Genomic DNA, 17,117 nt, shown 5'->3' with positions numbered 1-17,117 from the left:
GCACCGGGACGTCGTGCGACGTCACCGTCCGGGCCTCGTGCGTACGACATCGCCTTCCGGGTGTCGTACGCACCACATGTCCGGTCGGGCCTCACGACATCACCGTCCGGGCCTCGCACGACCCCGGTGCGCGCCGGAGTTCTCACATCTGGGACATTTTTCTATGCGCAAGAAGACGTATGCCGCGGCCGCCCTGTTCGCCGCCGCCGCTCTGACCCTCTCCGCCTGCGGCAGCGGCGACGACAGCAACAAGCCGATCGCCGACGTGTCCGCCGAGTCCGGCTCCGGCAAGGCCGCGACGGTCCTCGACAAACCGTTCGAGAAGCCTGACCTCGTGCTCACCGACACGAACGGCAAGAAGTACGACTTCCGGGCGGAGACCAAGGGCCGGCCGACGCTGATCTACTTCGGCTACACCCACTGCCCCGACGTCTGCCCGCTGACGATGAACAACCTGGCCGTGGCCAAGAAGCAGCTGCCCAAGTCCGAGCAGGACAAACTCCGCGTCGTGTTCGTCACCACCGACCCGGGCCGCGACACCCCGGCCGCGCTCGGCAAGTGGCTCAAGGGCATCGACTCCGACTTCGTCGGCCTGACCGGCGACTTCGCCACCGTCCAGGCCGGCGCCCGCACCCTGGGCATCTCCATCGAGCCGACGTCGAAGGACAAGAACGGCAAGCTCGTCTCCGTGCACGGCACCCAGGTCATCGCGTTCTCGCCGAAGACCGACGGGGGCTATGTGCTGTACGGCGAGGACGCCACCGTCGACGACTACACCAAGGACCTCCCCAAGATCATCAAGGGGGAGAACCCGTGAGCCGTCCCGGCCGTTCCCCCCGGCCGCTCGCCGGCTGCGCGGTGGTCATAGCCGTGGCGGTGACACTGGCGGGATGCGGCTCGGACGACAAGGACTCCTCCGCCAAGCCCGAACTGAAGGTCACCGGCGCCTACATGCCCGCCCCGAGCATGGACTCCATGGCGGCCGGATTCTTCACCGTCACCAACTCCGGCGGCGCCGACACCCTGACCTCGGTCACCAGCGACCTCTCGGACGACGTCACGCTGCATGCCACCAAGGGCGGCGCGATGGAGGAGGAGAAGTCCTTCGCCGTGCCCAAGGACGGCACGCTGGACTTCGCGAGCGGCGGCAACCACCTCATGTTCGAAAAGCTCACCCACAAGCCGAAGCAGGGCGAGAAGGTGTCCGTGGAGCTGCACTTCGCCAAGTCGGGCACGGTGCGGATCTCCATGCCGGTGAAGTCCGCGACGTACAGCCCGAAGACCGGGCACTGAGGGAGGGATCACCGTGACGCAGACCATCGCCTCCCGCTTCCGGAACGTGCAGAGCATCAGGAACTTCCGGAGCGACGGGAGCTTCTTGGGCTTCCGGAGCTTCCGGACCCTCTTGCTGGTGTTTCTCGCCGTCTCCGGCGCGCTCCTGGCCGGCGCGGCCCCCGCCTCCGCGCACGCCGCGCTGACCGGGAGCGACCCACAGCAGGGGTCGGTGGTCACCAAGGCGCCCGCCCAGGTCACGCTCACCTTCTCCGAGAAGGTCGCGATGAACGACGGCTCGCTCCAGGTCCTCGACCCCAAGGGCAAGCGGGTCGACACCGGCGGAGCGACCAACCTGAGCGGCACCACGTACGGCGTGAAGCTCCACTCGGGGCTGCCCGACGGCACGTTCACCGTCACCTACCAGGTGGTGTCGGCGGACAGCCACCCCGTCTCGGGCGCCTTCACCTTCTCCATCGGCGCGCCCTCGCAGACCTCCGTCGCACTGTCCGACCAGGCGGTGGGCGGCGGGATCGTCGGCGCGCTGTATGGCTTCGCGCGCTATATCTCGTACGCCGGTTTCATCCTCCTCGTCGGCGGCGCGGCCTTCGTACTGGCCTGCTGGCAGCGCGGCGCCGGAGTCCGGCCGGTGCAGCGGCTCGTGGTCGCCGGATGGCTCGCGTTGACCGGCGCCACGCTCGCGCTGCTGCTCCTGCGCGGTTCGTACGTCGGTTCCGGCAAGGTCGCCGACATCTTCGACCTGACGCTGCTCGGGCAGGTACTGCAGACCAAGTCGGGAGCGGCGCTGGTCTCGCGGCTGCTGCTGCTCGCCGCGGCGGCGCTCTTCATCGCCGTGCTCTTCGGGGCGTACGTGAAGCGGGACGAGGCCGCCGCGGACATCTCGGACGGTGCGGCTGACGACACCTCCGACGCCGCCGCGGACTCAGCCGCGGACGCAGCCGACAGGGCCGCCGAGAAGAAGGACCTCACCTTCGGGCTCGCGATCGGCGGCGTCGTCGTCGCGGCGGGCCTGGCCGCGACGTGGGCGATGGCCGAACACGCCTCGACCGGTATCCAGGCCGGTGTCGCGATGCCCGTCGACGTGCTGCACCTGCTGGCCGTCGCCGTCTGGCTGGGGGGCCTGGCGACACTGCTGGTCGCCCTGTTCCGGGCGCCGGTGGACGCACAGATCGAGGCGGCGGCCGTACGACGCTTCTCGCGCGTCGCGTTCGGCGGCGTCCTCACGCTGGTCGCGACCGGGATCTACCAGTCGTGGCGCCAGGTCGGCTCCTGGTCGGCGTTCACCGACACGACGTACGGGCAGCTGCTGCTCGTCAAGATCGGCCTGGTGGCCCTCCTCGTGGGCATCGCGTGGATCTCGCGACGCTGGACCGGGCAGCTGTCGGAACTACCGGCCGCAGAGGCCGTGGCGGCCGTGGTCGAGCAGCGCGAGAAGAAGCGGTCGACGGTTCTCACGGACGCCGGGGACGCGCGGCGCCGGGGCTCCTCAAGCTCCGCGGGCTCGGCGAAGTCTGCGGACTCGGACTTGGCCGACTCGGCAGACTCGGACTTGGCCGACTCGGCGGACTCCAGGCGCGCCGCTCAGCTCGCCCGGCAGCGGGCCGCCGTGGCCACCGCGCGCGACAAGCGGCTGCGCGACGCCGACCCGCACCGCACGGGACTGCGCCGTTCAGTGCTCGCCGAGGCGGGTGTCGCCATCGTGCTGCTCGCGGTCACGACCGCGCTGACGACCACCGAGCCGGGGCGTACGGAGGAAGCGGCGAAGCAGGCCACCGCGTCCGCCTCCCAGCGTTCCGGACCGCTGTCCCTGAAGTTCCCCTTCGACACCGGCGGCGAAGACGGCAAGGGCACCGTGGAAGTCACCCTCGACCCGGCCCGCGTCGGCGGCAACGAGATGCACGTCTTCGTGGAGCGCCCGAACGGCAAGGCCTTCGACGTGCCCGAGGTCAAGGTCGCCTTCACACTCACCGCGAAGGACATCGGCCCGCTGCCCGTGACCCCCGACCGCATCGCCACCGGACACTGGTCGGCGAGCGGGGTGCAGATCCCCATGGCGGGCGACTGGAAGATCGCGGTGACCGTACGGACCTCCGACATCGACCAAGCGACCGTGAACAAGAACGCGCAGATCGGCTGAACCTCACCATGGCTGACCAGTCCACTCCGGAGGCGTCCTCCCAGGAGGCATCCGAAAAGGCCTCTCAGAAGAACTCCGGGAAGACCTCTGGGAAGACCTCTGAGAAGTCTCCTCGGACTTCGGAGACCTCTGGTGCGTCTCCCAAGGTGACCTCCCCGAAGGTGACCTCTCCTAGGGGAGTCGATTCGGAAAACGCCTCTCCTGGGGAGGCCGTTTCCCAGGAGCCCTCTCCTAGGGGGGTCCTTTCGCGGCGCCGGCTGCTCGGCACCGCCGGTGCCACCGGTCTCGCCCTGGGGGCGGCCGGAGGCGCCGCGGGATACGCGGCGGCACCCTCCGCCGACAAGGCCACACCGTTGGCCTCGCTCGGCACGGACACGGTGATGTTTCACGGGAAACATCAGCCCGGCATCACCACCGCCCTCCAGGCGCGCGGCCACCTCGTCGCCTTCGACCTGGCGGCGGGCGCGGGCCGTAAGGAGGCCGCCGCGCTGCTGCGCCGCTGGTCGACGACGGCCCAGCGGCTGATGGCGGGCGAGGCGTCCGCGCACGACGACACGGACGTCGCGCGCGACGCCGGCCCGTCGTCCCTGACGGTCACCTTCGGTTTCGGGTACAGCTTCTTCGCGCGTACGGGACTGGAGAAGCAGCGCCCGGTCGCCCTCGACCCGCTGCCCGACTTCTCCTCCGACCAGCTCGACAAAGCGCGCAGCAACGGTGACCTGTGGGTGCAGATCGGCGCGAACGACGCCCTGGTCGCCTTCCACGCCCTGCGTGCGATCCAGAAGGACGCGGGGAGCGCGGCCCGGGTGCGCTGGCAGATGAACGGCTTCAACCGCTCGCCCGGGGCCACCGCCCAGCCGATGACGGCTCGCAACCTGATGGGCCAGATCGACGGCACCCGCAACCCGAAGCCCTCCGAGTCCGACTTCGACCAGCGCATCTTCGTGCCCGCCTCCGGCGACCCGGCGTGGATGACGAACGGCTCGTACGCCGTCGTACGCCGTATCCGCATGCTCCTGGACGATTGGGAGAAGCTCTCGGTCAAGGACCAGGAGAACGTCATCGGCCGGAAGAAGTCGACCGGGGCACCCCTGTCGGGCGGCACCGAGACGACCGCGATGAACCTCGACAAGACCGACACCGACGGCAATCTCGTCGTCCCCATCAACGCGCACGCCCGGATCACCCGGCCCGACCAGAACGGCGGCGCCGCGATGCTGCGCCGCCCGTTCTCCTTCCACGACGGGATCGACACGGAGGGGGTGCCCGACGCGGGCCTGCTCTTCGTCTGCTGGCAGGCCGATCCGCTGCGCGGTTTCGTCCCCGTCCAGCGCAAGCTCGACCGCGGCGACGCGCTCTCCACCTTCATCCGCCACGAGTCGAGCGGCCTGTTCGCGGTGCCGGGCGGGGCGGCGGAGGGGGAGTACGTGGGGCAGCGGTTGCTGGAGGGCTGAGGGGTCGGGGGCCGGTGCCCCGCGGTCGGGCGTCCTTCGGAAACTCGGCTGCCCCGCTCCCGACGGCTGAGAGGCCTTCTTCGGGGCTGCGGACGCCGGCGGCTGAGGGGGCACCCTCCGGGACTGCGGATGCCCGCGGCTGAGGGGGCACCCTCCGGGACTGCGGATGCCGGCGGCTGAGGGGGCACCCTCCGGGACTGCGGATGCCCGCGGCTGAGGGGGCACCCTCCGGGGCTACGGATGCCGAGCGACCGAGAGGCAGCCATAGGGGCCGTGCTTCCACGGTCGTGAGCCGGGTTGGACAAGGCCCATTAGGGTGACGGTATGTCGGCGACGCGCTACACCTATCTCGGCCCCGAGGGAACGTTCACCGAGGCCGCCCTCCGCACGCTTCCGGAAGCCGCGACGCGGGAGCTGGTTCCGATGGTGTCGGTGCCGGTCGCGCTCGACGCGGTGCGCGGCGGTCAGGCCGCGGGCGCGCTCGTCCCGATCGAGAACTCGGTCGAGGGCGGCGTCACCGCCACCCTCGACGAGCTCGCCAAGGGCGAACCGCTGATGATCTACCGCGAGGTCGTGCTGCCGATCGCCTTCGCCCTGCTGGTGAGGCCCGGCACGGCCTTGAAGGACATCAAGACGGTCACCGGCCACCCGGTCGCCCAGCCGCAGGTCCGCAACTGGCTCGGCGCGCACCTTCCGGACGCCCTGTGGGAGTCGGCGGCGTCGAACGCGGACGGTGCCCGTCTGGTCCAGGAGGGCCGGTACGACGCGGCCTTCGCGGGCGAGTTCGCGGCGGCGACGTACGGGCTCGCACCGCTGGTGACCGAGATCCATGACGCGGCGAACGCCGAGACCCGCTTCGTGCTGGTCGGCCGCCCGGCCCGGCCCGCGGCCCCGACCGGCGCCGACAAGACGTCCGTGGTCATCTGGCTCGGCGACGACCACCCGGGCGCGCTCCTCGAACTCCTCCAGGAATTCGCCGTACGCGGCGTCAACCTGATGCGGATCGAATCCCGGCCGACCGGCCAGGGCATCGGCAACTACTGCTTCTCGGTGGACGCCGAGGGCCACATCACCGACCGCCGGGTGGGCGAGGCGCTGATGGGCCTCAAGCGGATCTGCCCCCAGGTGCGCTTCCTCGGGTCCTACCCGCGGGCCGGGGTCGCCCTGGAAGACGTACGGCCGCTGCGGCCCGGGACGTCGGACGGTGAGTTCTCGGCGGCGTCTGACTGGCTGGCGCGCTGCCAGGACGGCCGGTTCTAGAACCGTCCCCGGACCGGCTCAAGTCCTACCTGCCGATTTTCGTCATCCACAGGCGTTATCCACAGGTGTGCTTCTCGACCTGGGGACAAGTCGACAACGAAGCACTGCATCGTCGACAAATCGGCCTACAGGCCCCAACTTCGTCCACAGCCCCGCACGTCACCCCTCGTCCACCCATTTCCCTTGATCAATCCTTTGGAGCGAAGCATTTCCACTCGAACGTGGGTGTAGACAGGGTTTGACTTGGGAATTGTTCGCCCCACATGCGGCTTTCGGAACGATCAATTCCGCAGTCCACAGATCTTCCACACAGCCTGTGGATAACTTTGCGAGGCCGCGGATCGCTGTGGACAACCCCTCCCCAAGTCACTTCCTTCGCAAGGGAGTCCAGTCAACGCATAGACCCTCATCTGCCCCGTTTCAGGGAGTAGCGTCCTTTTTATTGACGCCCACCGGCCGCCCAGCGGCCCCTCATGGGCGATCAAGAGATGACGATCAAGAGATTCAGTCCGGCATTTCACTCATAACGTGACGGAAGCCGTGGACCGGAATATCGAGTCGTTGGCCGGAACCGCGCACCGGTAGCCTTGAGGGGTGATTGACCTTCGCCTGCTCCGTGAGGACCCCGACCGTGTTCGCGCCTCCCAGCGCGCCCGTGGAGAGGACGTCGCGCTCGTCGACGCCCTCCTCTCCGCCGACGAGCGGCGCAGGTCGTCCGGCGTCCGCTTCGACGAGCTCCGCTCCGAGCAGAAAGCGCTCGGGAAGCTGATCCCCAAGGCCTCGGGTGACGAGAAGGCCGAACTGCTGAAGAAGGCGGGCCAGCTCGCCTCCGACGTCAAGACGGCCGACGCCGAGCAGCACGAGGCCGACGAGGAGACCAAGCGCCTCCTTCTCCAGCTCGGCAACCTGGTCCACCCGGACGTCCCGGTCGGCGGCGAGGAGGACTTCGTCGTCCTGGAGACGCACGGAACCATCCGTGACTTCGGCGCCGAGGGCTTCGAGCCGAAGGACCACCTGGAGCTCGGCGAGTCGCTCGGCGCCATCGACGTCGAGCGCGGCGCCAAGGTGTCCGGCTCACGCTTCTACTACCTGACGGGTGTCGGCGCGCTCCTGGAGCTCGCCCTCGTCAACGCCGCGATCGCGCAGGCCACCGAGGCCGGCTTCACCCCGATGCTGACCCCGGCGCTGGTCCGCCCGCGCGCCATGGAGGGCACCGGCTTCCTCGGCCAGGCCGCGGAGAACGTGTACCACCTGGAGAAGGACGACTACTACCTGGTCGGCACCTCGGAGGTACCCCTCGCGGCGTACCACATGGACGAGATCATCGACGCCGACAAGCTGCCGCTGCGCTACGCCGGCTTCTCGCCGTGCTTCCGCCGCGAGGCCGGCACCTACGGCAAGGACACCCGCGGCATCTTCCGGGTGCACCAGTTCGACAAGGTCGAGATGTTCTCCTACGTCGACCCCGAGGACGCGGAGAACGAGCACAAGCGGCTCCTGGACTGGGAGAAGCAGTGGCTGACCGGCCTCGAACTGCCCTTCCAGGTCATCGATGTGGCCTCGGGCGACCTCGGTGCCTCCGCGTCGCGCAAGTTCGACTGCGAGGCGTGGATCCCGACCCAGGGCAAGTACCGCGAGCTGACGTCGGCCTCGAACTGCGACGGCTTCCAGGCCCGCCGCCTGTCCGTGCGCATGCGCGACGGCAAGAAGGTCCAGCCGCTGGCGACGCTGAACGGCACGCTGTGCGCCGTACCGCGCACGATCGTCGCGATCCTGGAGAACCACCAGCTGGCCGACGGCTCCGTGCGGGTGCCCGAGGTGCTGCGTCCCTATCTGGGTGGCCGTGAGGTCCTGGAGCCGATCGCCAAGTGAGCGCCACCACCGGTTCGACCGGAGCAACCGACGCGACCGGCACTACTGGGCCGACCCGAGCAGCCGACTCGACCGGTACCACCGGGTCGACCGAGGCAACCGACTCGACCGCCACCACCGGATCGACCCAGGCGACCGACTCGACCGGAGCGTTCCCCTACAAGCTCGTCGCGACCGATCTCGACGGGACGCTGCTGCGCTCCGACGAGACGGTCTCGGAGCGTACGCGTGAGGCGCTCGCGGCGGTCACCGCCGCGGGCGCCGCGCACATCGTCGTCACCGGGCGCGCGGTGCCCTGGACCCGGCACATCCTCGACGACCTCGGCTACCGGGGCCTCGCGGTGTGCGGTCAGGGCGCGCAGGTGTACGACGCGGGAGAGCACCGACTGCTCACCGCGGTGACGCTCGACCGGCGGCTGGCCGGCCTGGCACTCGCCAAGATCGAAGCGGAGGTCGGCCCGCTGCTGCTCGCCGCGAGCCGCGCCGGGCTCGACGGCGAGGTGCTGGTCAGCCCCGGCTACCGCATGATGGACGGCCCGCTCCCGGTCGTACCGATCAGGGACGCGGCGGACCTCTGGTCGGCCCCCCTGAACAAGTTGTACGTCCAGCACCCGACGCTCTCCGACGACGAGCTCGCCGAGGTGGGCACGCGCGTCGCGGGCGGACTCGTCGGCGTCACGATGGCCGGTGCGGGGATAGTGGAACTCCTTCCCCTCGGCCTCTCCAAGGCGACGGGGCTCTCCCTGGCGGCCCGCCGGCTCGGCGCGAAGGCCGCGGACACCATCGCCTTCGGCGACATGCCGAACGACATCCCCATGTTCGCCTGGGCCGCCCACGGCGTGGCCATGGCCAACGCCCACACCGACCTCAAGGCGGTCGCGGACGAGGTGACGTCCTCGAACGAGGAGGACGGGATCGCAGTCGTGCTGGAGCGGTTGCTGGCCCAGCCGTAGCCGCGGTGCCGGTCCCGCCCGCCCTGACCGGGCGGGCGGGTCGGGAGATCCCGCCGCGAAGCGGCGGATCAGAGCGCCGCCAACGCACAGCGGCAGCGTATGGGTGGGCGGCCCGCGCGGCATGCGCGCTCGAAGCGGCCGCCCCGGGCAGCCCCCCGTGCGGGCGGGTTCGACGGAGGGGTAACTACTCCGGAACCCGCCGCGGGCTGCCCTGTCGGAAGCTCGACGAACTGTCCCTGACGAACATCGTCGCGCTTCTCTCCCAGAACGTGGCGCCGACTCGACGCGGCGACATGGACAGAACTACTGTCCCCGTACGCCGACTTGGGCGCCACCGATTAATGACCGCCTCACCGGCCGCTCCCTTGAGGGTTCAGCGGCGGCGCCACCTGCGCCTACGCCCCTTGCTGAAGAACCACCCCGCGGGCGGCTCGTCGGAGCGCCAGGGCTGCGGATCGGGTCCCGCTTCGCGCCAGCGGGCCGCGAGCATACGGGCCCGGGCGGACGGCTCGGTCGTCTCCGCGGAGTGTATGAAGTTCTCGTCCAGTACGAGGTCGTCCCATACGTCGTTGCCGTCCCCGACGTCCCCGGACCGCTCGCGACCGTCACCTCGTGGTTCCTCGAATGCCATCCCCGTTCCTCCTGGCCGTGCGTCCCCGTTTGTCCAGTGTGCCCCGACACATGTGAAGCCGCTGTCAAGAAAAAAGGGGCTCCACACGGTGAAGAGGGGCAGTCAAGAAGGGCTGTCAAGAAAGAGGGGCTCCACGCGCGCGTACCTGGCGACAACCGGCACGCGCGCGTGGAGCCCCCGCTCACTCCTCGCCGGCCAGCGTCAGCGACCGCAGCCGCTGCCCGGCGTACCAGGTGGCGAGCACGGTGACCGCGACCAGCAGCACCGTCGCGGTCGGCAGGCCCACGTCCGAGGTGACGAGGTCCCCGCCGGTCACCTTGTGGCCCACCGCGAGCGCCCACTGCTGGACGCTGAGCGTGCGCGCGCCGGACACCAGGGACCCGAAGAGGGCCTCCCAGACCAGGGCGTAGACGAGCCCGAAGACCACGGCGTGCCGGGTGACCGTCCCCAGGAGCAGGAACAGGGCGGCGTACGCGATCGAGGCGACCAGCGCGGCCACGGTGTAGGCGACGGCGATCTGCTGGCCGTTGCCGTTCAGGATCATGCCCGCGATGAAGGTCGGCACCGCCGAGAACGCCATGGTGACGGCGACGGCGACGATCAGCTTGGTGAAGATGATCGTGGGCCGCTTCAGGGGCTTGGCCAGCAGATACACCACCGAGCCGTCGTCGATCTCGGGCCCGATCGCACCCGTGCCGGCGATGACGCCGATGATCGGCACCATCGTGGCGAGCGCGAATCCGCCGAGCAGGTCCGAGGCGACCTGGTCGTCGGCTCCGGAGAAGCTGCGTACGGCCGCCGAGATCACGATGAGCAGGACGGGCAGGACGCAGAGGATGAGGGCCCGGCGGCGGCCGAGCAGGCCCCGATAGGTGAGCCGGGCGACTGTGGGGTCGTACATCTTGGGCCTCCTACGCCGCGACGAGATACGAGAAGACGGACTCGAGGGACTCGTCCGACGGCGAGACCGTGAGCAGCCGGATGCCGTGCTCGCGCGCGACGCGCGGCAGCAGCGCGGTGAACCGGCCGAAGTCGACGGCCTGGATGCGCAACGCTCCCTCGGCGAGGTCCACTTCGATGCCGGACGTCGACGGGTCGGCGATCAGCGCGGCGGCCAGCGCCCGGTCGTCACTGGAGCGGACGAGGTAGCGGTGCGGGCGGTCGGTCATCAGGCGGCGGATGCGCCGGAAGTCGCCGCTCGCCGCGTGCCGTCCGGCGACGATCACCTCGATGTGCGCGGCGAGTTGCTCGACCTCTTCGAGGATGTGGGACGAGAACAGCACCGTGCGGCCCTCGTCGCCCATGCGGCGCAGCAGATCCATGAGCTGCATGCGCTGGCGCGGGTCCATGCCGTTGAACGGCTCGTCGAGCAGCAGCAGGGACGGGTCGTGGACGAGCGCGGAGGCCATCTTCACGCGCTGCCGCATGCCCTTGGAGTAGGTGGAGATCTTGCGGTCCTGCGCGTACTCCATCTCGACCGTGGCCAGCGCCCGCCCGGCCGCCTTCGCGCCCAGGCCGTGCAACTCGGCGTTGGCGACGACGAATTCGCGCCCCGTGAGGAAGTCGTACATCGCCTCGCGCTCGGGAACGATGCCGATGTGCTTGTAGATCTCTTCGTTGCGCCAGACCTGCCGGCCGTCGAGGGTGACGCTGCCGGTGGAGGGGGCGAGGAAGCCGCCCATCATGTTGATGAGGGTGGACTTCCCGGCGCCGTTCGGGCCGAGCAGGCCGGTGACACCGGGGCCGATCGTCATGGTGATGTCGTTGACCGCCACCACGTTGCCGAACCAGCGTGAGACGTGGTCGATGTTGAGCGTGGTCACAGCCCGACCTTTCGGTAGCGGCGCATCAGCAGGCCGTAGCAGCCCGCGATGAGACCCAGGACGACGATGAGGTAGACGACGCCCTGCCCGGACGAGGGGCCCACCCCTCCGGGGAAGGCGGAGGTGGCGCCGAGGAAGGCCGTCTGCACTCCGTCGATGAGCGTGATCGGCGAGAAGAGCCCGATCCACGGCACGGCTCCCGTGCTGGACTGCTCGAAGGCGATGGCCTGGACGGTGGAGACCGCTCCGTAGGAGATGGTCAGGGCGGCGATGACGGCCGCGATGCCGAAGCCGCGGCGCGGGGTGACCGCCGAGATGACCAGGCCGATCCCGGCGAAGAGCAGCGACAGCAGTGCCACGGAGACCAGCCCCTGTCCGAATCCCTTCGTCTGGTCGGCGAAGTCGAGCTTGGCCAGGAGCGCCCCTACGTAGAGCACGATCAGCGGCGCGGCCGTGAGGACGAACAGCGCCGAGGCCAGGGCCGCGTACTTGGCCCGTACGTAGTCGACGGTCTCGATGGGGCGCGAGAAGTACAGCGGTACGGTCTTGAAGCGCAGGTCGCGGGAGACGGACTGGGGTCCTTGGGAGGCGACGTACAGGCCGATGACGGCCTGCATGATGACCGCGTAGCGCGTGTAGTCGACGGGCAGGTCCTTCGCCTTGGTGGCGACCGCGACGGCCACCATGATCAGCGCGGGGACGCACATCACCACGAAGAGCAGCATCGGCAGCACCTTGGACTTGACCGAGCGGCCGAGTCCGTAGGCGCCGCGCAGGGACTGCGAGTACAGGGAACGGGTGGCGTAGGTGCGGCCCAGGCGCGGGCCGTCGTAGTTGCGGTAGCCGATGTTGTGGATACGGGTCTGCTCACCGGGCTGGGTGAGGGGCTGCTCAATTGCCATGGCCGACGGCCTCCTTCCGCTGTTCCTCGTTCGTCCGCTGCTCGTCGCTGTCCGCGAAGACCTCGGCGATGTGGTGCCTGCGCTGTTCCATCCGGACCAGGCCGAGGCCGAGGTCGGCGACGACGTCACGGACGAGGTCGTAGGTCTCCTCGCCCTCGGCGGTGAGCAGCAGGATGTGTCCGGCGCCGGGCAGGCCGCTGCCGTCGTGGGTCTCGATCCCGCGCGCGTGGAGCGCGTCGCGCACCGCGCCGGTGCCGTCCGGGTGCTCGTCGCTGTCGGTGACCTCGACGGCGAGGGTCGTCGTGGTCTGCGTGAAGTCCGTGGTGGAGCTGGAGCGCAGGAGCTTGCCGCCGTCGATGACGACGACGTGGTCGCAGGTGCGCTCCAGTTCGCCGAGGAGATGCGAGGTGACCAGGACCGAGATGCCGAAGTCGGTGTGGATACGGCGGATCAGTCCGAGCATCTCGTCGCGGCCGACCGGGTCGAGGCCGTTGGTCGGCTCGTCGAGGAAGACCAGCCGGGGGTCGTGGACGAGGGCCTGCGCGAGCTTCACGCGCTGCTTCATGCCCGTCGAGTAGCCGCCGATGGGGCGGTACCGCTCCTCGTACAGGCCGACATGGCGCAGTGTGTCCGCGGTGCGCTCGCGGGCCGCGGTCGGCGGGAGTCCGGACATGCGCGCCATGTGGACGACGAACTCGGTGGCCGAGACGTCGGGCGGCAGGCAGTCGTGCTCGGTCATGTATCCGACCCGCTCGCGGATGGCGCCGCCCTCGGTGGCGACGTCGAGGCCGAGCACCTGTGCGCGGCCCTCGGTGGCGGGGGACAGACCCAGCAGGATCTTGATCAGTGTGGACTTGCCGGCTCCGTTGGCTCCGACGAGTCCGGTCACACCGGGTCCGACGTCCACGGAGAGCCGGTCAAGAGCGGTCACCCTGGGGTACCGCTTGCTCAGGCTTTCGGTCGCGATCACAGTCACGCTTCGAAGGTAGTGGCGCACACCACAGCGGTCGTCAGACCACGGAGCTGGATCCGCGTCAGCCTCCAGTCGTACGGGCCCGTAGGGGTCCCCCTGAGGTCGAACAACCGGCCGCGGTTTGTCCACATCGACGCGGTTGTCCACAGGCACCGCACACGGCTATTGACGCAGCCTCTAACAACTGTCACATTCACCAGTGTCAAGTTACGGGCACGTACCGCAGTCAGCGTGGACACAGGGTGGGGCGGTGGCATGACGACGGCAGTGGCAGGCGAACTCTCCGCGGAACTGCGGGGGTTCAGAGACGTGCAGCGTCTCGCGTACGAGTGCGCGGAGGCCGTGGCCGCGCAGCTCAAGCCCGGCGTCACCGAGCGCGAGGCGGCGCGCATGCAGCGCGAGTGGCTGCGCGGGCGAGGGGTGCGGGACTGGTTCCACCTGCCCTTCGCCTGGTTCGGCGACCGCACGGCGTTCGTGAACTTCCGGATCCCCTTGCAGTTCTTTCCCACCAACCGCCGGCTGGAGCCGGGGATGCCGTTCATCCTCGACATGGCCCCGGTCCACAAGGGCTACACGGCGGACATCGGCTACTCGGGCTCGCTCGGCCTGAACCCGGTGCAGGACAAGCTGCTCGCCGACCTGGAGGCGCATCGCGAGCTGATCCTGCGCGAGGTGCGCGAGCGGCGCCCGCTGCGCGAGATCTACGAGGACGTGGACCGGCTCATGGTCCGCCAGGGCTATGCGAACCGGCACCGCGCGTATCCGTTCGGCGTGATCGCGCACAAGGTGGGCCGGGTGAAGGAGCGCCCCTGGTCACCGCATCTGTTCGGGTTCGGCACCCAGTCCCTGAAGGGCCTGGCGAGCGACGCGATCCACGGACACCGCGACGGCTGGTCCCCCCTGTGGTCGCCGTACAGATTCTCCGACCATCCGCCTCGGCCGGGGCTGTGGGCGGTCGAACCGCACCTCGGATTCCGGGGTACGGGCGCGAAGTTCGAGGAGATCCTGGTCGTCACCGACTCCAGGGATCCCGAGCAGAGCGCGTTCTGGCTGGACGACGATCTGCCGCATGTGCGGCGCTGGGCGGAGGACAAGTGAGTCTCGAAGGCGCGCGCGAGCGCTGGGTGCGGACGGGCGGAGTCGAGCTGTGCGTCGCCGAGCTGGGTGACCCCGCACAGCCGACGGTGGTGCTTGTGCACGGCTATCCGGACTCCAAGGAGGTGTGGTCCGAAGTCGCGACGCGCCTCGCCGAACGCTTTCATGTCGTGCTGTACGACGTACGGGGACACGGCAGGTCGACGCCGCCGCAGCCGCTGCGCGGCGGGTTCACCCTGGAGAAACTGACCGACGACTTCCTGGCGGTCGTGGACGCGGTCAGCCCGGACCGGCCGGTGCATCTGGTGGGCCACGACTGGGGTTCCGTGCAGTCCTGGGAGTTCGTCACGGTCAAGCGCACCGAGGGGCGGATCGCGTCCTTCACCTCGATGTCCGGGCCGTCCCTCGACCACTTCGGGCACTGGATCAAGCAGCGCGTCAAGCGGCCGACCCCGCGCAAGGTCGGCCAGCTCCTCGGCCAGGGCGCCAAGTCCTGGTACGTGTACCTGCTGCACACGCCCGTCCTGCCCGAGCTGGCCTGGCGCGGCCCCCTCGGCAAGCAGTGGCCGAAGATCCTCCAGCGGGTCGAGAAGGTGCCCTCGGGCGACTACCCGACCCCGTCACTCCCCTCGGACGCGGCGCACGGCGCCTGGCTGTACCGCGACAACGTACGGGCCCGGCTGGGCAGGCCCCGCGCGGACGCGTACGCGCACGCGCCCGTGCAGCTCGTCACGCCCCTCGGGGACGCGTTCCTCTCCGAGCGGCTGTACGACGGGCTGGAGACGTGGGCGCCGCAGCTGGTGCGCCGTACGCTCCCGGCCAAGCACTGGATCCCGCGCACCCGGCCCGACCAACTGGCGGCCTGGATCACGGAGTTCGTGCACGCCAACGAGGACGGCGTGCCCGTACGGGACACCCTGGCCACCGGGAAGTACGCGGACCGGTTCGGCGGGCAGCTCGTGCTGGTCACCGGCGCGGGCAGCGGCATCGGGCGGGCCACCGCCTTCGCGTTCGCCGAGGCCGGCGCGCGTGTGATCGCCGTGGACCGGGACGCGGAGAGCGCGGCCCGCACCGCCGAGATGTCCCGGCTGATCGGCTCCCCCGAGGCGTGGGCCGAGACGGTCGACGTCTCCGACGAGCAGGCCATGGAGAAGCTCGCCGAAAAGGTCGCCGGCGAGTACGGCGTGGTGGACGTGCTGGTGAACAACGCCGGGATCGGGCTGTCGGGGTCCTTCTTCGACACGAGCGCCGAGGACTGGAAGAAGGTACTCGACGTCAACCTGTGGGGTGTCATCCACGGCTGCCGGCTCTTCGGAAAGCAGATGGGCGAGCGTGGCCAGGGCGGTCACATCGTCAACACCGCGTCGGCGGCGGCGTACCAGCCGTCCAAGGCACTGCCCGCCTACAGCACCTCCAAGGCGGCCGTCCTGATGCTGAGCGAGTGCCTGCGCGCGGAGCTGGCGGGACAGGGCATCGGTGTCTCGGCGATCTGCCCCGGCTTCGTCAACACGAACATCACCTCGACCGCGCGCTTCGCCGGGGTCGACGCGGGCGAGGAGAAACGGCGCCAGAAGAAGTCGGCGCGGCTGTACGGGTTGCGCAACTACCCGCCGGAGAAGGTCGCCGACGCGATCCTGCGCGCGGTCGTCCGCAACCAGGCGGTCGTGCCGGTCACCCCGGAGGCGCGCGGCGCCCACCTCATGTCCCGCTTCATGCCGAAGGCGCTGCGCGCGATCGCACGAGTGGAGCCGCCGTTGTGAGCGAGATCCCGAGCGACGCGGTGGGCATCCCGGCGGGCGGCTCCGTCGGCGACGGCCCCCGTGCGATCACCCCCAGGCGGGTGTCCTTCGACTGGGAGAAGACCCCTCTCCACTGGATACCGGACGAGCCCACCGCCACCCACGTCATCAACGTGCTGCATCTGCTGCTGCCCGCGGGGGAGCGATGGTTCGTGAAGGTCTTCAAGGAGGGCCTTCCTCTGGTCGACGACCCCGAACTCCTCAAGGACGTCAAGGGGTTCATGGGCCAGGAGGCGACGCACAGCGTGCAGCACGCGTACGTCCTCGACCACCTCGCGGCGCAGCGCCTGGACACCGCGGACTTCACGAAGTACGTCGATTTCCTCTTCGAGAAGCTGCTGGGCGAGACGCCGCCTCTGGGGGCGCCGATACCGACCCGGGAGTGGCTGCGCTTCCGGCTGTCGGTGATCGCGGCGATCGAGCAGTTCACGGCGGTACTGGGCGACTGGGTACTGACGGCCGAGGGCCTGGACCTCGCCGACGCCGACGAGGTCATGCTCGACCTGCTGCGCTGGCACGGCGCGGAGGAGGTCGAGCACCGCGCGGTCGCCTTCGACATGTACCAGCACTGCGGCGGCGAGGGCCTGCCCCGCTACGCGCGCCGGGTCGCGGGCATGGCGGTCACCGCGCCCATGATGCTGTACCTGTGGGCGTGGGGGGCCGCCTATCTCCTGCGCCACGACCCTCAGTCGGCCGGCCGCCTGAGGTACTCGCTCGCGGCCCACAACAGAGCCGTACGCAAGGGGCTGTTGCCCACCTGGAAGGAGCTCGGCGCGGCCGTACCCCGCTATCTGCGGCGGTCGTACCATCCGTCGCAGGAGGGCTCACTGCGCAGAGCCGTCGAGTATCTGGCGCGGTCGGCGGCCGGGGCGATCGGCCGGGCGGCGATCGCGTAGCGGCGTCGTCTCGCTACGGCGGCGAGCGC

At 69.9% G+C, this 17,117-nt stretch carries 15 protein-coding genes; 10 read left to right on the top strand and 5 right to left on the bottom strand.

Features of this window, described 5'->3' with window-relative positions:
- The first annotated feature begins 163 nt into the window (after nt 1–163).
- From ACFVXA_RS16175 to ACFVXA_RS16145, 7 genes are all read left to right on the top strand, one after another.
- The gene (locus ACFVXA_RS16175) at nt 164–817 is read left to right on the top strand and encodes an SCO family protein (RefSeq protein ID WP_362023382.1); all 654 of its coding nucleotides are present in this window, start codon (nt 164–166) and stop codon (nt 815–817) included.
- Complete coding sequence (locus ACFVXA_RS16170; RefSeq protein ID WP_362023385.1) at nt 814–1,293, top strand: copper chaperone PCu(A)C; 480 nt, start codon at nt 814–816, stop codon at nt 1,291–1,293. The genes ACFVXA_RS16175 and ACFVXA_RS16170 overlap by 4 nt, the downstream gene beginning before the upstream one ends.
- 85 nt (nt 1,294–1,378) lie before the next feature.
- A complete protein-coding gene (locus ACFVXA_RS16165) occupies nt 1,379–3,430 on the top strand; it encodes a copper resistance CopC/CopD family protein (RefSeq protein WP_390025396.1) in 2,052 nt (683 codons plus the stop codon).
- Nucleotides 3,431–3,438: 8 nt separating this feature from the next.
- Entirely contained in the window at nt 3,439–4,884 is a 1,446-nt protein-coding gene (gene efeB / locus ACFVXA_RS16160) for an iron uptake transporter deferrochelatase/peroxidase subunit (protein WP_390025313.1), read from the top strand.
- A gap of 324 nt (nt 4,885–5,208) precedes the next feature.
- Complete coding sequence (gene pheA, locus ACFVXA_RS16155; RefSeq protein ID WP_383737961.1) at nt 5,209–6,144, top strand: prephenate dehydratase; 936 nt, start codon at nt 5,209–5,211, stop codon at nt 6,142–6,144.
- 594 nt (nt 6,145–6,738) lie between these two features.
- Nucleotides 6,739–8,016 (top strand): serine--tRNA ligase, encoded by a 1,278-nt coding sequence (serS, locus tag ACFVXA_RS16150; protein ID WP_383737959.1) that lies wholly within the window; start codon nt 6,739–6,741, stop codon nt 8,014–8,016.
- A complete protein-coding gene (locus ACFVXA_RS16145) occupies nt 8,013–8,969 on the top strand; it encodes an HAD family hydrolase (RefSeq protein ID WP_390025311.1) in 957 nt (318 codons plus the stop codon). The genes serS and ACFVXA_RS16145 overlap by 4 nt, the downstream gene beginning before the upstream one ends.
- A gap of 373 nt (nt 8,970–9,342) precedes the next feature.
- Here ACFVXA_RS16145 and ACFVXA_RS16140 read toward each other — a convergent pair whose 3' ends face one another.
- The 5 genes from ACFVXA_RS16140 to ACFVXA_RS16120 all read right to left on the bottom strand — a co-directional run bounded on the left by ACFVXA_RS16140 (nt 9,343) and on the right by ACFVXA_RS16120 (nt 13,295).
- The gene (locus tag ACFVXA_RS16140; protein ID WP_362023401.1) at nt 9,343–9,600 is read right to left on the bottom strand and encodes a hypothetical protein; all 258 of its coding nucleotides are present in this window, start codon (nt 9,598–9,600) and stop codon (nt 9,343–9,345) included.
- Nucleotides 9,601–9,781: 181 nt separating this feature from the next.
- Nucleotides 9,782–10,501, bottom strand: coding sequence for an ABC transporter permease subunit (locus ACFVXA_RS16135; protein WP_362023403.1), 720 nt, complete (start codon nt 10,499–10,501; stop codon nt 9,782–9,784).
- 10 nt (nt 10,502–10,511) lie between these two features.
- Complete coding sequence (locus tag ACFVXA_RS16130; RefSeq protein WP_362023406.1) at nt 10,512–11,423, bottom strand: ABC transporter ATP-binding protein; 912 nt, start codon at nt 11,421–11,423, stop codon at nt 10,512–10,514.
- On the bottom strand, nt 11,420–12,325 hold the full coding sequence (locus ACFVXA_RS16125; protein ID WP_362023409.1) for an ABC transporter permease: 906 nt from the start codon (nt 12,323–12,325) through the stop codon (nt 11,420–11,422). Before ACFVXA_RS16125 ends, ACFVXA_RS16130 begins: the two co-directional genes overlap by 4 nt.
- The gene (locus ACFVXA_RS16120) at nt 12,315–13,295 is read right to left on the bottom strand and encodes an ABC transporter ATP-binding protein (RefSeq protein ID WP_390025394.1); all 981 of its coding nucleotides are present in this window, start codon (nt 13,293–13,295) and stop codon (nt 12,315–12,317) included. The genes ACFVXA_RS16125 and ACFVXA_RS16120 overlap by 11 nt, the downstream gene beginning before the upstream one ends.
- A gap of 258 nt (nt 13,296–13,553) precedes the next feature.
- Here ACFVXA_RS16120 and ACFVXA_RS16115 point away from each other — a divergent pair, with 258 nt between their 5' ends.
- From ACFVXA_RS16115 to ACFVXA_RS16105, 3 genes are read left to right on the top strand one after another with little or no spacing between them, the layout of a single operon-like run.
- Nucleotides 13,554–14,396, top strand: a complete 843-nt coding sequence (locus ACFVXA_RS16115; protein ID WP_383902900.1) for a M24 family metallopeptidase — start codon at nt 13,554–13,556, stop codon at nt 14,394–14,396.
- Nucleotides 14,393–16,153: an SDR family oxidoreductase gene (locus ACFVXA_RS16110; RefSeq protein ID WP_390025309.1), complete on the top strand. Its 1,761-nt coding sequence runs from the start codon at nt 14,393–14,395 to the stop codon at nt 16,151–16,153. Before ACFVXA_RS16115 ends, ACFVXA_RS16110 begins: the two co-directional genes overlap by 4 nt.
- A 5-nt stretch (nt 16,154–16,158) precedes the next feature.
- The gene (locus ACFVXA_RS16105) at nt 16,159–17,088 is read left to right on the top strand and encodes a metal-dependent hydrolase (RefSeq protein WP_390025392.1); all 930 of its coding nucleotides are present in this window, start codon (nt 16,159–16,161) and stop codon (nt 17,086–17,088) included.
- Nucleotides 17,089–17,117 lie beyond the last annotated feature (29 nt).

This window comes from Streptomyces sp. NPDC058246 (assembly GCF_042881985.1).
GTDB lineage: Bacteria > Actinomycetota > Actinomycetes > Streptomycetales > Streptomycetaceae > Streptomyces.
The sequence above is the reverse complement of the archived record's forward strand: the minus strand, read 5'-3'. Positions and strand labels throughout refer to the sequence as shown.

Excerpts from the sequence above, each read along its gene's own strand:
- ACFVXA_RS16175 (WP_362023382.1), top strand. The coding sequence starts at position 164 with ATGCGCAAGAAGACGTATGCCGCGGCCGCCCTGTTCGCCGCCGCCGCT.
- efeB (WP_390025313.1), top strand. The coding sequence starts at position 3,439 with ATGGCTGACCAGTCCACTCCGGAGGCGTCCTCCCAGGAGGCATCCGAA.
- pheA (WP_383737961.1), top strand. The coding sequence starts at position 5,209 with ATGTCGGCGACGCGCTACACCTATCTCGGCCCCGAGGGAACGTTCACC.
- ACFVXA_RS16140 (WP_362023401.1), bottom strand. The coding sequence starts at position 9,600 with ATGGCATTCGAGGAACCACGAGGTGACGGTCGCGAGCGGTCCGGGGAC.
- ACFVXA_RS16135 (WP_362023403.1), bottom strand. The coding sequence starts at position 10,501 with ATGTACGACCCCACAGTCGCCCGGCTCACCTATCGGGGCCTGCTCGGC.
- ACFVXA_RS16125 (WP_362023409.1), bottom strand. The coding sequence starts at position 12,325 with ATGGCAATTGAGCAGCCCCTCACCCAGCCCGGTGAGCAGACCCGTATC.
- ACFVXA_RS16115 (WP_383902900.1), top strand. The coding sequence starts at position 13,554 with ATGACGACGGCAGTGGCAGGCGAACTCTCCGCGGAACTGCGGGGGTTC.